The organism is Tenacibaculum profundi, from assembly GCF_057162725.1.
Genome location: NZ_CM169894.1, coordinates 3502851 through 3517974 on the forward strand (window position 1 = coordinate 3502851; position 15124 = coordinate 3517974).

At 30.6% G+C, this 15124-nt stretch carries 17 protein-coding genes; 5 read left to right on the forward strand and 12 right to left on the reverse strand.

Translation table 11 applies throughout. The features are described from left to right. Window positions 1-55 precede the first annotated feature (55 nt). The 8 genes from AC2GW8_RS14175 to AC2GW8_RS14210 all read right to left on the reverse strand — a co-directional run bounded on the left by AC2GW8_RS14175 (window position 56) and on the right by AC2GW8_RS14210 (window position 8041). Complete coding sequence (locus AC2GW8_RS14175; protein ID WP_440880528.1) at window positions 56-253, reverse strand: hypothetical protein; 198 nt, start codon at window positions 251-253, stop codon at window positions 56-58. Between the two features lie 104 nt (window positions 254-357). Further along, a complete protein-coding gene (locus AC2GW8_RS14180) occupies window positions 358-627 on the reverse strand; it encodes a hypothetical protein (RefSeq protein WP_440880529.1) in 270 nt (89 codons plus the stop codon). Window positions 628-702: 75 nt separating this feature from the next. After that, window positions 703-1395, reverse strand: a complete 693-nt coding sequence (locus AC2GW8_RS14185; RefSeq protein ID WP_440880530.1) for an HAD family hydrolase — start codon at window positions 1393-1395, stop codon at window positions 703-705. Next, entirely contained in the window at window positions 1388-2128 is a 741-nt protein-coding gene (kdsB, locus tag AC2GW8_RS14190; protein WP_440880531.1) for a 3-deoxy-manno-octulosonate cytidylyltransferase, read from the reverse strand. Before kdsB ends, AC2GW8_RS14185 begins: the two co-directional genes overlap by 8 nt. A 107-nt stretch (window positions 2129-2235) precedes the next feature. After that, entirely contained in the window at window positions 2236-3372 is a 1137-nt protein-coding gene (locus AC2GW8_RS14195) for an energy transducer TonB (protein WP_440880532.1), read from the reverse strand. Window positions 3373-3893: 521 nt separating this feature from the next. Then, window positions 3894-4823, reverse strand: a complete 930-nt coding sequence (locus AC2GW8_RS14200) for a peptidylprolyl isomerase (RefSeq protein ID WP_440880533.1) — start codon at window positions 4821-4823, stop codon at window positions 3894-3896. Window positions 4824-4846: 23 nt separating this feature from the next. Beyond that, window positions 4847-6412 carry a hypothetical protein gene (locus tag AC2GW8_RS14205; RefSeq protein ID WP_440880534.1) on the reverse strand — a complete coding sequence of 522 codons (1566 nt, stop codon included), beginning with the start codon at window positions 6410-6412 and terminating at the stop codon, window positions 4847-4849. A 39-nt stretch (window positions 6413-6451) separates the two neighbouring features. Then, window positions 6452-8041 (reverse strand): peptide chain release factor 3, encoded by a 1590-nt coding sequence (locus AC2GW8_RS14210; protein ID WP_440880535.1) that lies wholly within the window; start codon window positions 8039-8041, stop codon window positions 6452-6454. 170 nt (window positions 8042-8211) lie between these two features. Here AC2GW8_RS14210 and idi point away from each other — a divergent pair, with 170 nt between their 5' ends. The 3 genes from idi to AC2GW8_RS14225 are packed head-to-tail and all read left to right on the forward strand — an operon-like array spanning window position 8212 to window position 10150. Continuing rightward, window positions 8212-8733 (forward strand): isopentenyl-diphosphate Delta-isomerase, encoded by a 522-nt coding sequence (idi, locus tag AC2GW8_RS14215; protein WP_440880536.1) that lies wholly within the window; start codon window positions 8212-8214, stop codon window positions 8731-8733. 5 nt (window positions 8734-8738) lie between these two features. Next, window positions 8739-9152, forward strand: coding sequence for a 6-pyruvoyl trahydropterin synthase family protein (locus AC2GW8_RS14220; protein WP_440880537.1), 414 nt, complete (start codon window positions 8739-8741; stop codon window positions 9150-9152). A 20-nt stretch (window positions 9153-9172) separates the two neighbouring features. Next, entirely contained in the window at window positions 9173-10150 is a 978-nt protein-coding gene (locus AC2GW8_RS14225) for a type I phosphomannose isomerase catalytic subunit (protein ID WP_440880538.1), read from the forward strand. 20 nt (window positions 10151-10170) lie between these two features. Here AC2GW8_RS14225 and AC2GW8_RS14230 read toward each other — a convergent pair whose 3' ends face one another. The 4 genes from AC2GW8_RS14230 to AC2GW8_RS14245 form a co-directional block, all read right to left on the reverse strand. Then, window positions 10171-10626 carry a hypothetical protein gene (locus AC2GW8_RS14230; RefSeq protein ID WP_440880539.1) on the reverse strand — a complete coding sequence of 152 codons (456 nt, stop codon included), beginning with the start codon at window positions 10624-10626 and terminating at the stop codon, window positions 10171-10173. A 4-nt stretch (window positions 10627-10630) separates the two neighbouring features. Next, window positions 10631-11173, reverse strand: coding sequence for a hypothetical protein (locus AC2GW8_RS14235; RefSeq protein ID WP_440880540.1), 543 nt, complete (start codon window positions 11171-11173; stop codon window positions 10631-10633). A 30-nt stretch (window positions 11174-11203) separates the two neighbouring features. After that, window positions 11204-11749, reverse strand: coding sequence for an RNA polymerase sigma factor (locus AC2GW8_RS14240; protein WP_440880541.1), 546 nt, complete (start codon window positions 11747-11749; stop codon window positions 11204-11206). Window positions 11750-11812: 63 nt separating this feature from the next. Then, entirely contained in the window at window positions 11813-13261 is a 1449-nt protein-coding gene (locus AC2GW8_RS14245; RefSeq protein WP_440880542.1) for a TonB-dependent receptor, read from the reverse strand. Window positions 13262-13343: 82 nt separating this feature from the next. On the opposite strand from AC2GW8_RS14245, the gene AC2GW8_RS14250 reads away from it, so the two are divergent. Further along, complete coding sequence (locus AC2GW8_RS14250) at window positions 13344-14129, forward strand: MBL fold metallo-hydrolase (RefSeq protein WP_440880543.1); 786 nt, start codon at window positions 13344-13346, stop codon at window positions 14127-14129. A 170-nt stretch (window positions 14130-14299) separates the two neighbouring features. Beyond that, window positions 14300-15058 carry a peroxide stress protein YaaA gene (gene yaaA / locus AC2GW8_RS14255; protein ID WP_440880544.1) on the forward strand — a complete coding sequence of 253 codons (759 nt, stop codon included), beginning with the start codon at window positions 14300-14302 and terminating at the stop codon, window positions 15056-15058. The last annotated feature ends 66 nt before the right edge of the window (window positions 15059-15124 follow it).

Consider the following 15124-nt stretch of genomic DNA (forward strand, 5'->3'; position numbering starts at 1 on the left):
TTAATAAAATAAAAAACTTCTAAAATTTAGAAGTTTTTTATTTATAACAGAATTATTATTTCTTAACAAGGAGTACATTTGGTAAAAGATCCGGTTTGTTAGCGGTATATTCTTTAAGCCAAATTTTTAACTCTGTTATCTCGTGTGGTAAAAGCCTAGTCAAAGCTTTTTTAAGTTCTTTACGAAACAACTCAGAGTTAAAACTAACTTTTTTAAGTATAGTTTTTGTGTACTCGTACATAGCTCTAGCCATATTCAGGGGATTTAGTTAATTTAATGTAATCTAAATTACAAAAAAATAAGAAGTAATATGTTAAAATAGAGCAAAAAAATCTGGTATTTACCAGATTTCTTAATTTATAAGCTGTTAGCTCTTTCAAGTAAAGCTATTGCTTTGCTCTCAAGCTCTTGACTGATTTCTTTAAAGTGATTCTTTACATTTGTGATATCACGCTTTTGATTTATTCTGTTTAATAGATCGTCATATGTATTATATGCATCATCAAGTATAGCGTTGGATAAAGACATATCACTAGTAGCGTTTAATTTTTGCCACTCGTCACAAATGGTTGCAATTGCTCCTAAAGTATAATTGATATCTTTTTTTAAGTTTTTAATACTTGCCATAATTATATTTTACGGCAAATTTACAGGTTTTATTATTAATAGATATATAATAAGCGAATTTATTATAATTTGTGACTAGAGCAATTTAAGTAAATCTTTTATTGTGTCCAATGTTATGTAATTTTCATTCAAATTATCCGAATTAACTTGTTCATATTCCCAAGTTATATGAAAAGGAATATGAATAGCAGATCCTCCAATATTTAGTATTGGAAGAATGTCTGATTTAAGAGAGTTTCCAATCATTAAAAAATTTTCAGGTTGAATATCAATATGTTTAAGTAATTTTATATAATCATTTTCTTTTTTTTCACTCATAACTTCAATGTGATGGAAGTATTTTAAAAGACCTGATTTTTCAAGTTTTTTTTCTTGATCAAGAAGATCTCCCTTTGTAGCAACAATTAACTTATATTTTTTGTTAAGATTGTTAAGTACTAATTCAACATCATTAAGAAGAACTACAGGTTTTTCAAGCATTTTTTTTCCTATTTGAAGAATTTCATTGATGCTTTTACCATTAAGTCGATTATTAGATAACTCCATAGCGCATTCAACCATAGATAGAACAAATCCTTTTATACCGTAACCGTATAATGGCAAGTTAGCAATTTCTTTTTTCATTAATTCTTGCTTAATCTTGTTTTTGGTTTCGTAAGCTGATAATAAAGAAGCAAAATTATTTTCAGCTTCTCTAAAATATGTTTCATTTACCCACAGAGTGTCATCTGCATCAAATGCAATAACTTTAATATTATTTTTATTCATTGGTATTATTAAAAAATTCTATGGCTTTATCTAGATCTTCTGGGGTATCAATACCTATACTTTCATGCGTAGTTTCAATCATTTTAATTTTTTTGCCTATTTCTAAATAACGCAAACATTCAATTTTTTCTGATAATTCTAAAGGAGTTACAGGAGTTTTGTAAAATTCAATCAAAGCATCTTTTCTAAAAGCGTATACTCCCTTATGTTTATAGTAACTTACCTTTGCATCATTGTCTCTTAAATAAGGAATAACACTCCTTGAAAAGTATAGTGCAAAATCATTATTATCGGTAATAACTTTTACATTATTTGGGTTTTCAATTTGTTTTCTCTCAGTAATTTGTACCTTTAAAGAGGCTAGGTCTATTTGTTTATTTCTATCATCTGTAAATGCTTCTAGGAGCATTTTCAAAGAGTTTTTATCGATAAAAGGTTCGTCACCTTGAACATTGACAACAATATCAATATCTAATTCTTTAACAGCTTCTGCAATTCTATCGGATCCGCAATTATGATCTTTTTTACTCATTATAACTTTGCCACCAACAGCATTTATTGTGTCTTTTATTATTTCAGAGTCTGTGACGATATATACATTATCAAATAGCTTTGAGGCTAAGGCGCTTTTATAAGTTCTTACAATTACTGGTTCACCGCCTAAATCTTTCATTAATTTTCCAGGAAATCTAGTTGCATTGTATCTTGCAGGAATCATTGCAATTATTCGCATGTTCTATGTTTTTAAACAAATATAACATTATATGTTTAATAAATTAAAGTCATAAAAAAAGGAGTAGACTAATATCTACTCCTTTTAAAATTTATTTTATTACTTATTTAGTTTAATCTAAAATTAATAGGTATTGTATATTTGACATTGGTAAATTTACCTTCATGTTTACCTGGAATAAAATCTGGTAATTTTGAAACCATTCTTCTAGCTTCTTCTTCTAATAATTCGCCATTCTTAGGACCTCTCATTTTTATATTTCTTACTTTACCTTCAGAACTTATGATGAAAGTAACCCAAACTTTACCTTCGATATTTTCCCTCGCAGCTGCGGCAGGATAATGAAAGTTTCTTTGAATATGACTAATCATTCTTTCATTAAAACAGTTTAGTTTGTCAAAGTCAGAAGCTTTTGCACAAGCTTTGAATTGAGGAATAGAATGAGCTTTATTAAATTGTACAAAGTCCGTAATTTCTTCTTCAACAACGGTTGGTTTTACTTTCTTTACTTTACGTTTTTTAGCCACCACAGGTTTAGCCTTTCTAGCACTTTTGTTAGCGCTACCGGGTGTTCTAAACGTTATAGGTATTCCATATTTTACCTTTACTAATTTTCCATTATGTTTACCAGGAATAAACTTAGGGAGTTTTTCTATCAATCTTTTGGCTTCACCTTCTAATAAATCTCCGCCTTTAGGACCTCTTAATCTAATATCTTCAACATAACCTAGCTGGTTAATAGTGAAATGTGTTAAAACTCTACCTTCTATACCTTTACTAAGTGCTTCTTGTGGGTAATTAAAGTTTGAAAGTATGTGTTTAGCCATTTGTTGTTCAAAACACTTAGATTGTTTAATCAATGGTTCGTTTTCACATTTTTTGAATAGAGGTATTTCTTCCACTAAATTAAAAGGAATTTTTTCTAGTTTTACACCAGAGTCTTCCAATTCCAATTTACCTACTAATAATGTAGTTTTCTTAACGTTGGCAATTTGACGTGTACCACTATCTACACCTAAAGCAACTGCGGCAGCTTTGTTTTTTCTTACAACTCGTCTTCTTGTAGAAACTTCAATCGAAACTTGTTTGCTGGCATTACCTTCGGCATCTTTAACCTCTTCAACAGCACATTTTGTTATACTGTTCGGATCAGCGATATCCTCATCAGGGCTATCACAGTGCTCTTGAGCTATTGTTATTGTCGACAACAATATAGCTAAAATTAACAAGGGGAATCTCATCATAATCTTGCTTAATTTAGGGGTTAATACTTAAATTCATTATGTAAACGTAATAAAACTATACTTAAAAACAAAAAAATGTGTAATATTTTTTATAAAATAACGTTCTTCGTTTACTTTAAAAAGAATAATATAATTTACTTCTTCTATCTATTTAGACGCAAAAATATGTAAAAAGTTACAGTTTACATAATTTTATTGCTGATTTTTAAGTGTTTATGTGTTTTTTTTGTTAGCTCAAACTTTTTAAAACCTGAAATTACACTATATTCTCTATAAACATTAAAAAGGATTTTAGCCTTATAATAATTAACCTTTTAATTAAAGAAAATCTTTTTAAAATTATCTTTTACTTCCTTACCTCTTTAATTTGATTATTTCAGCTTTTTGATTTGTTAAACAATTAGTTTGGTTGGGTTTCGATTTTTTTTAATAGGTTTTTATTTGAGAAAGTTTTATAAAATAACAATTAGTTTTATGAAAAGTAGCATTTAAAAAAAGCCCTACTTAAGGGCTTTTTATGATTATTTTACTTTAACTAATTCAACATCGAAAATTAATGTTGCATTTGGAGGAATAACTCCTCCCGCACCATTTGCACCATACGCTAGTTTTGAAGGTATTACAAGTCTAGCTTTTTCTCCAACACTTAACAATTTAATGCCTTCATCCCAACCAGGTATAACCTGGCCTGTTCCAATTGCAAATTCTATTGGTTGTTTTCTTTTGTATGAAGAATCAAACACCGTTCCATCTAATAATTGTCCTTTGTAATGTACCGAAACCATTTCTCCATTTGAAGGTTTTTTGCCTTCTGCGTTTTGGAGTATTTGATAACGTAAACCGCTTTCGGTTTCTTTATAGCCTGAAGCTACCTCATCCATTAACTTTCTTTCACGTTCTTTTTCTTCAGCTTCTCTTTTTTCACGAGCTCCTTCAAAAGTTCTAAATGCTTCTACAGCATTCCATTTTTCCGCATTTTCACCAATACGAATTATTTCTAATTGCATTTCATCATCTTGTGCAACAGCATCAACAACATCTTGCCCTTCAATAACATTTCCAAAAACTGTGTGCTTTCCATCCAACCAAGGAGTTGCAACATGGGTAATAAAGAATTGAGAACCGTTGGTTCCTGGTCCCGCATTAGCCATTGACAATTTCCCAGGAGTATCATGTTTTAATTCAGGATGAATTTCATCATCGAATTTATATCCAGGATTCCCAGTTCCTGTTCCTAAAGGACATCCTCCTTGAATCATAAAATCAGGAATTACTCTATGGAATTTTAACCCATTGTAATACGGAGTTCCTTGAGGTTTTGCTGAATTCTCTAAGTTTCCTTCTGCCAAAGCGACGAAATTACCTACTGTACCTGGAGTTTTCTCATATTCTAAGTTAACTAAAATTTCTCCTTTAGGAGTAGAAAATTTTGCATAAATTCCGTTATTCATTTGTTCGGTTTTTTATTTATTATTTAATTTAAAGAGAATAAACTAGCAAAATTAAAGTTTATTCCTATGTTTATACTTGTTGAGTTAACGTTACCAAACGGAGCATAAAACTTGCCCGCTGATGTAGTTAACGATATGTTACTGCTTAAATTATAATTAATTCCAGCGGTGGCTCTAATAACAATTCCTTCTCCTGTATCTACTCCTGCACCACCAGCGGCACCACCTGAAACTTCAGCAAATAAATTTATTTTATTTTTTAAAAAGTTATTTGTTCTAGTTCCAAGCCCTACCATCCCATGAGCATAGCCTCCTGATCTACCGTTGTAAGCAAAACCAGCTTCACCAAGTATATATAAGTTCTTCGTTAGATCATAATTGATTTGAAGTCCTAAAAGTTGCAAGTCCACACTTAAGATTTCATCTCTATCATCTGTCTTGGCAACATCTAAGCATGATTGATTTTCTATACTGAAAACAATTCCTTTTGTTTTAAATATTGAATTATTATCGGTATTTTCAGTACCTCCGTTTTTACCTAGGTATTTAATACCAAATCCATATGTATAAGCTTCTAGGTCCCCAGAAATCGCTCTATAGTATCCAGCATGACCACTTAAAGCAATATGATTTGAAAGTCTTAAGTCGATTCCCGCTGAGGGATAAATCATTAAACCACCCTCAGGAGCAACGCGTCCTCCTGCGGCTCCTACGCTTAGTTTAGTAAACAGGTTTACAGAATTAGATTTGTAGGGGTGATATCCTGCTCCGAAAAATAAATCCATGAAACCAGCTCTTAATCCTTTATAGATAGCATCAGTATGCGCAAATATAAAAGTGTTTTCGTTTAAATATTTCTGATATTCAAAGCCTAAAACATATAACGTTTCTGTAAGTGGACTTCCATTGTCTTTTCTTGAATTGCCAATCGGATTGAAGAAATCAAAGCGTAGTTGTTGCACATTTTGTACAGTAGGGCGTTTCCAAAAACTATCGTTTTGTAAATTTTTATTGATGAATTCTTTATGAGCGGTATCGTAATCAGAAAATCTCAAAATACTAGGTATTTCAAGGAAGAATGAAACTGAATTACTTTTAATTTCTCCAGAATAGAAATTTACATGACTATATTGAATTCCGAAAGAATACCCTTTTTTCTTGTACTGTAATCCAATGTTCGGATTAATAAAGCCACCGTCATTTACTAAATAACGATACCCACCACCACCTCCAAAGTGGAAATTAGCATCAAAATATAGGTTTTTATAGAGTTGCTTGTTTACACCAAGTTCTATTCCTAAAGTAAATAACCCACCTTGATCACCAGTTACGGCAGCATACATTCCAGCACCTGTGTACAACCAATCGTTTAATGGAATATTGTATTGTAATCCCATCATTCCCATAGTAGGTTTCAAGTTAAGAAACTTGTCATTAGGCATGGTAACAGGGATAAAGTTTAAACGAACTTTATTATGCAATTCTTTTCCTGAAAGATTGTTTAGATCATTTTGAGCATTTAATGAAGTCTGAACGCATAAAATTACTCCGACAATCCCTATTAGGTGTGAATTTAAATATTTTTTCATGATTATTTTACAGCTGTAAGTTTTCAAAATTGGTTTTGATTACTTGAATTCACTAGTAAAGTGAAGCTTTACAGTTGGATATTTACTTTGAGTCATTTGAATTGTAAACGCTGAATCGGCTAAGAATACTAATTGTCCTTGTTTATCTTTTGCCAAATAGCGTTGTTTAACCCTTTTAAATTCTTTAAATTCTTCGTTTTTTTCATCTTCAGCTTGAACCCAGCAAGCTTTGTGAACGGATATGTTTTCATAGGTGCATTTTGCCCCATATTCATGTTCTAACCTATATTGAATAACTTCATATTGTAGGGCACCAACGGTTCCGATGATTTTTCTACCATTCATTTCTAATGTAAAAAGCTGAGCCACTCCTTCATCCATTAATTGATCTAAGCCTTTGTATAATTGTTTGGCTTTTAGTGGGTCTGCGTTGTTTACATAACGAAAATGTTCTGGGGAAAAGCTTGGAATTCCTTTAAAGCTCATCTTTTCGCCCTCGGTTAAAGTATCTCCAATTTTAAAGTTTCCAGTATCATGGAGTCCAACAATATCTCCAGGAAAAGATTCATCGACTATTTCTTTTTTTTCTGCAAAGAATGCATTGGGACTTGAGAACTTTACTTTTTTACCTAATCTAACATGCAAGTAAGGGGTATTTCTTTTAAATGTTCCGGATACAATTTTTACAAAAGCTAAACGATCTCTATGCTTAGGATCCATATTTGCATGAATTTTAAAAACAAACCCACTCAATTTTTCTTCTTTCGAATCAACCAAACGAGAATCAGATTGTTTAGGCTGAGGATTAGGAGCAATATCAATAAAGCAATCTAGTAATTCTTTTACTCCGAAGTTATTCAATGCAGAGCCAAAGAAAACAGGTTGTTGATCACCCGTAATATAGTCTTCCATTTTAAATGGAGGGTATACTTCATATACTAACTCTAATTCCTCACGTAAAGTATCAGCTGCTTTTTTACCAATAATTTTTTCTAATTCTGGAGAATTTATATTGTCAAATTCAACACCTTCCGAAATGTTTTGTTTGTTATCTCCAGAAAATATATTTAATTTTTTATCCCAAATATTATAGATACCCTTAAAATCATACCCCATTCCAATAGGGAAACTTAAAGGAGTAACTTTTAATCCAAGTTTTTGCTCTACTTCATCCAGTAAGTCAAAGGCATCTTTCCCTTCACGATCTAATTTGTTGATAAAAACAATCATAGGAATTTTACGCATTCGACAAACTTCTACTAGTTTTTCAGTTTGTGCTTCAACACCTTTTGCAACATCAATTACAACAATAACACTATCTACAGCAGTTAAGGTTCTAAAAGTATCTTCAGCAAAATCCTTGTGTCCAGGTGTATCTAGGATATTAATTTTTTTGTCTTTGTATAAGAAAGCTAATACAGAGGTTGCAACGGATATTCCTCTTTGGCGTTCAATTTCCATGAAATCTGAGGTTGCGCCTTTTTTTATTTTATTGTTTTTTACAGCACCAGCCTCTTGAATAGCTCCACCAAAAAGAAGTAATTTCTCTGTTAAGGTGGTTTTACCAGCATCCGGGTGGGATATAATACCAAATGTCCGTCTTTTTTGTATTTCTTCTAAAAAACTCATCTATAAAATTTAAGGGAGCAAAGTTAGTCTTTTAAAAGAGTTTTGACAATACCGTTTTGTAATTAATAAGTGTGATAATGATCATTATTATTTCAAAAAAATAGAGCATGATTTGTTGAAAATAGCGATAAATTCTATTTTTGTATGTTTATTTAGGAATATTGTAAATAATGAAGGAACAGGTAATTTTAGTTGATGAACAAGATAACCCCATAGGTTCTATGGAGAAAATAGAAGCTCATCAAAAGGCTTTGTTGCACAGAGCTTTTTCAGTTTTTATATTCAATAATAGAGGAGAATTAATGTTGCAACAAAGAGCAAAGAAGAAATATCATTCCCCATTGCTTTGGACAAATACTTGTTGTTCTCATCAAAAAGCAGGAGAAACTAATTTAGAAGCTGGAAAGAGGCGGCTTCAGGAAGAAATGGGTTTTTCTTGCGATTTAGAAGAAGTTTTTAGTTTTATATACAAAGCTCCTTTCGATAATGGGTTAACAGAACATGAATTAGATCATGTTATGGTCGGAAAGTATGAAGAAGACCCAAAAATAAATAAAGAAGAAGTAGAAGCGTTTAAATGGATGTCTTTAAAGGATGTTAAGAAAGATATAGGGAATGAACCTGAACTTTATACTGAATGGTTTAAAATTATATTTAAGGAGTCATATGAAAAAATTTCAAAACATATTTAGAGAGCATGCCGAGAGTAACAGTTCATAGAAAAGCACACTTTAACGCCGCCCACCGTTTGCATAACCCAAACTGGTCTGATGAGCGCAACTTGGAAGTTTTTGGTAAATGTAATAATCAATATTATCATGGTCATAATTATGAGCTAATAGTTTCATTAACAGGTGAAATTGATCCCGAAACAGGTTATGTATACGATTTAGGGAAACTAAAAAGTTTAATAAAAACTGAAATTGAAGACACTTTTGATCATAAGAATATAAACATCGAAGTTGAAGAGTTTAAGACTTTACCAGTTTCAACTGAATACATGGCCGTTGTTATTTATGATAAGCTTCGAAAACGTATAGAAGAAAAATTTAAATTGAAAATAACATTATACGAAACCCCAAGAAATTTTGTGACTTATGAGGGAGAATAGTTAGAAATACATTATTATACATGCCAATTAAACAAAGTTTTATAAAATTCAGTCCTATTCTAAAAGAAAAAATTTGGGGAGGACGAAAATTAATTTCTCAACTAAATAAAAAATCAGAGATTGATAATATTGGCGAAAGTTGGGAAATTTCTGATATTGAGGGAGATGTTTCAGTTGTAATAAATGGACTATTAAAGGGGTGCTCTCTGAAAGAGTTAATAGAAAAGTATAAAGGTGATTTATTAGGAGAAAGTGTTTATGAAAAATTTGGAAAAAAGTTTCCTTTGTTGATAAAATTTATTGATGCTAAAGAAGTACTTAGTATTCAATTACATCCTGATGACAATTTGGCAAAAGAGCGACATAATTCTTTTGGAAAAACAGAAATGTGGTATGTAATTCAAGCAGATGATAAAGCCAATTTAATTGTTGGGTTTAAAAAAGATTCAAATAAAAAAGAGTATTTAAAAAATTTAAAAAATAATTCTTTGCTTGATATTTTAAATGTAGATGAGGTGGCAAAAGGAGATGCTTATTTTATTCCAGCAGGAAGAATTCATGCCATTGGAGCAGGGGTCATGCTGGCAGAAATTCAACAAACTTCTGATATAACTTACAGAGTTTATGATTGGGATCGTCAAGATGCTAAGGGGAATTATAGGAGATTACATACAGAGGAGGCACTCGAAGCTATTGATTACTTAGCAGAAGATAAATATCACATCGATTACCAAAAAAAAGTTAATGAGTCTTCTGAAATTATATCTTGTCCGTATTTTACAACAAATATTTTATGTATTAATGGTGAGTTAGACAATAAAAATAAGGTAGATAGTTTTAAAATATATATGTGTACAAAAGGAAAAGTTACTTTTTCTAATGAAGAATACAATGAAGTATTAGAATATGGGGAAACATTATTATTACCAGCAAATGTTAAGGAATTTAATATTAGATCAACTCAAAAATCAGAATTATTAGAAGTTTACATTTCATAAAAAAAGAATAATTTTTTTAATTATTCTTTTTTTGATTGCCTTAACTTTCTCAAAAGCTTTCTATTGAATTCATGTTCAGTAACTTTCAATTTAAGTATTTTTCGATAGGATAGGAATGTAGATATTTTGTTGAAGAACGAGAATTTAAGTTCATTTCTTCTTTTTTCAATAGACTTTATGTGCTCAAGAATTTTTTTAGCTTGATTCTCATTTAATTTATTAATGCCGCCAAGTTTATCTATTTGTTTTTTTATTTTAAAACGTTCTTCTTTGTGAAGCTCCATTATCTGATTATTATAATCATTATATATGGGCCAGAATTTTTCGGCTTCTTTAGAGGAGAAATTGAGCTTATCAGTTATATGAGCAACTTTATATGCACGAATTTTTTCATGACGTCTTTGCTTATTATGATCCTGGGCGCTTAAGAGTGAGCTCAAAAAAATTAAGGTGAAAAGTAGTATGTGATTTTTCATTTTATTAAATTTCATTTATTATGGTACTTTCTTCTATGTTGTCTAAATAACCTTCTATATCTTCATAATCGAGTATGATAGAATTAAAAGCTTCATTTTCAAAATTAATATCAGTTTCGTCAAATGCAACAATTAATTCATTCTCAGAAGTGTCAATATAACCATCCTCATACCAATTTTCAATTTCTAAAGTTGATATGGTACCAAAATCTATAGAACTTTTAGTTTTTATATGCATGTATCCAGCTATAATCAATAAAGCAGCAGCTGCAGTTGTGGATAAAAGTTGAACTAATTTTTTGTATAAAGGAATAACTTTTTTCTCAGAATTCTGATCGTCTTTGATTTTTTTAAACAGCGTTTCTTCTAAGGATTCAAAATATGAGTCAGGTGTTTTAAAAGGTGTTTGTTTGGGTAAACTAACGTCTTCTTGATTTAATATTTTTACATTAAAATTATTTAAATAATTTTTTGGAACAACAAAGCCACTTTTCTTTTTAGTGCTCTTGTTAAGGAAATCGATACTGTTTCTTAAACCGTTACTCATACCTATAAGACTATTTGTTTACCAAAAGGTTTAATTTATGCTTTTAATGTATCGTTCTATTTTTTTTACTGCATGATGGTAGGAAGCTTTTAAACTACCAACACTGACACTAAGTATTTCAGAAATGTCGTTATATTTCATTTCGTCAAAATACTTCATGTTAAAAACTAGTTGTTGTTGTTGAGGAAGTGTAGCTATAGCTTTTTGTAAAATGAGCTGAATCTCATCTCCATCAAACCAATAATCACTACTTAAATTAGATGTAATTTGTTGTTGATAATCAGTAATATCAAGATTTTGCTCCTTTGCTTTTTTATTTATAAAGCTAATAGCTTCATTCGTGGCGATACGATATAGCCATGAGTAAAGTTTACTATTCCCTTTAAAAGAGTCAATATTTTTGTACACCTTTATGAAAGTGTTTTGAACAACATCATTTGCATCCTCGTGTAAATAGACTATTTTTCGTATATGCCAATAAAGACATCGCTTGTATTCATCAACACAGGTTTTAAAAGCAATTTCTTTTAAAGATCGGTCTTGTAGTTGTTTGATTAAAAGTTTCTCGTCTATCAACTAATATTAATTTAGTTTTTAGACTATAATTTATTAAAAAGGTTTAATTTGTACAAACAAAAGTTAACGCACTCTTTTTTTAGAGCATCCAAACAAACGTTTTTCCTTTATTGTTTCAGCAACCCCCTCAGGTAACATTTCTTCCCAACCTTCTTCGTTATTTTGAATCTTAGATAATACTGTTCTTGAGAAAATATGTAATACTTCAGGGTCAAAATTCTTTAAATCTACAAGACGACCATTTATCTTAAAGAATTTATAAAGTTCTTTAATTCTTGGATGCACTTTTAAGTTTTCACTAGTAAGGTATTCACCTGTGTCTTGCACCTTATAAGGGTATAAATAAATTTTCAGATCTCTATAAAATAATTTCCCAAAAGCTTCAAGAATTCCACCGCTTAACCCTCTATAGTATTTTTCATCAAATATTTGTATTAGGTTATTAACACCTATAGCTAATGCCATGCGTTCACGAGTAAACTCACTGAAATATTCAACAAGCTTAAAGTATTCTTGATAATCTGTTATCATAACGTTTTGTCCTAAGGAACATAGTAATTCTGCTCTGTCAAGAAAGTCACGTTCATTAATTTCTCCTCCTTCAGCTTTTAAATTACTCAAGGTAATTTCAAAAATTATTTGAGTTTTTTCTGGGTCTACTTTTTTCTCATTAAGAAATAGTTCCTTTGATTTCTCAAACATATCCATGTTTACCTTTGTAACGGGTCTGAAGCTACCTCTTAAAGCAAGAATATTTCGTTTATATAATACTTGAGCAGGAAGTAAATTATTTCCATCAGGTCCAAACATAACCGCATTTGTCATTCCATTTTTAACTAGCTGTAAGCTCATTAGACGATTATCGACATACATGAAACGAGGTCCAGAAAAATTAATCATATCTATTTCTAAACGATCTTTATCAATATTATCGTAAAAAGATTTTAATAATTCCTTTGGATTGTCATTTAAATAAAAGGCACCATAGATTAGGTTTACCCCCAAGATACCTAAGGTCTCTTGTTGTAACCTAGCATCCGTTTCTTTAAACCGTAAGTGAAGAATAATTTCATTGTAATCTTCTAAAGGGTCTAACTGAAATCTGATTCCTACCCAACCATGACCTTTGAATTTTTTTGAGAAATTTATCGTTGCTACTGTATTTGCGTAACTAAAAAAGAGTTTGTCTGGGTGCTTTTGACGGTCTAAACGATCCTCAATAAGAATCATCTCGTGTTTAAGCATTTTTTTCAACCTTTCTTCGGTAACATATCTTCCGTCGTTTTCTATGCCATAAATAGCATCTGAAAAATCTTTATCGTAAGCACTCATGGCTTTTGCAATAGTACCAGAGGCACCACCAGCTCTAAAGAAGTTTCTAACAGTTTCTTGACCAGCACCTATTTCAGCAAAAGTACCGTAAATGTGTTGATTCAAATTTATTTTTAAAGCTTTTGCCTTAACTGTTGGTACTGAGTTGATTTTCTGATCTCCTTTTAACGTAATTGCCATTATGTTTTTTTTTGTTACGCGGAACAAATGTACTGAAAATAGGTGCTATCAGTCAATTTTTATTGTATTTTTGTTAAAACAAATGAGTATTACAAAACAGTTAAAAATTACTTTTCTCGGTACAGGAACATCTACAGGAGTTCCTATGATTGGTAGCCAGCACCCGGTGGCTCATTCGAATAATCCAAAAGATAAAAGGTTAAGATCGTCTATCATGATTTCATGGGATGAATATATCTACGTAGTGGATAGTGGTCCTGATTTTAGACAGCAAATGATTCGGGAGAATGTTATGTCAATTGATGGAGTTTTATTTACACACGAACATTCTGATCATGTTGCTGGATTTGAAGATGTAAGGCCTTTTAGTTTTAGGGGTGGTGAAGTTCCAATATATCTAACGGAAAGGGTGTTTAAAGCGTTAGAAAAACGTTATGATTATATTTTTGCAGTAAAAAACAGGTATCCAAGCGCAGCTAAGGTTAAACCTATTATTATTTCAAAAAATGACTTTTTTCACCTCCACGGAGTTAAGGTGTTACCAGTAGAAGTAATGCATGGGAAATTACCTATTTTAGGTTTTAGGTTTAATAACTTTGCATACCTGACAGATATAAAGTACATTACAGATGAAGAGAAGAAAAAATTAAGCCAATTAGACTCTTTAGTTGTCACAGGATTAAGGAAAGAATTACATGATACTCATTTTAATTTGGAAGAAGCACTAAATTTTATTCAAGAATTAAAACCTAAACAAGCTTTTCTTACTCATATTAGTGAGTTATTAGGGTTTCATGACGAGATACAAAAAGAGTTGCCAGATAATGTTCATTTGGCTTATGATGGTCTTCATTTTATGAGTACTTAATGACATGGCCTAAATAGCTTTATTAAATAATACTATAAAATATAATTTGCTTTTCTTAAAATTTATATAGAATATTAAAATTATTTTTACTTGTTATTATTTTAGTTTTAATCTTTTTTTGATGGATCTTAAGCTAAAGATTAACATAATTTTACAGATAAATATCAAATATGAAAATTATAATCTCACCAACAAAATCGCTTGACTTTGATACAAAGGCGCAAACAGAAGTTTTTTCACAACCTCGCTTTCTTGAATATTCTAAAAAATTAAATAAAAAGTTAAAAACATATTCGAAAAGTCAGTTATCGGAATTAATGAAAATATCTGATAATTTGGGAGCATTGAATTATGAAAGGAATCAAAGATGGAATCCAGAGTTTACTGTTGATAATGCAAAACAAGCTGTTTATTCTTTTACTGGAGAGGTTTTTAGATCAATAGATGTTAATTCATTAACAGATGAAGGAGTTTCTATGCTGAACAAAAAAGTAAGAATATTATCAGGATTATATGGGATATTAAGACCTTTAGATCTCATTCAGCCATACAGACTAGAAATGGGTACCAAAATTAAAGTTGATAATACCGATAATTTATATAAGTTTTGGGGAGACTTACTTGCAGAGTCACTAAATAATGAAATGGAAAAAGGTGATTTATTGTTAAACCTAGCAAGTTTAGAATATTTTAAAGCAGTACCCAAAAAAGCATTAAAAGTACCTATGATTACTCCTATTTTTAAAGATTTTAAAAATGGTGATTATAAGGTGATTATGACCTATGCAAAAAAAGCACGTGGCTTAATGGTAAGATATATAATTGATAATAATATCGAAACTTTGGAAGAACTTAAGGGGTTTAATGTCGAGGGATATGCGTTTTCCGAGCCAATGTCAACAAATGATGAACTAATTTTTACAAGATAAAGCGTTATTCATCAATTTAAATCAATAAATATTAACTTTATTTTGCGTTTTTGTTTTCTTGAATAA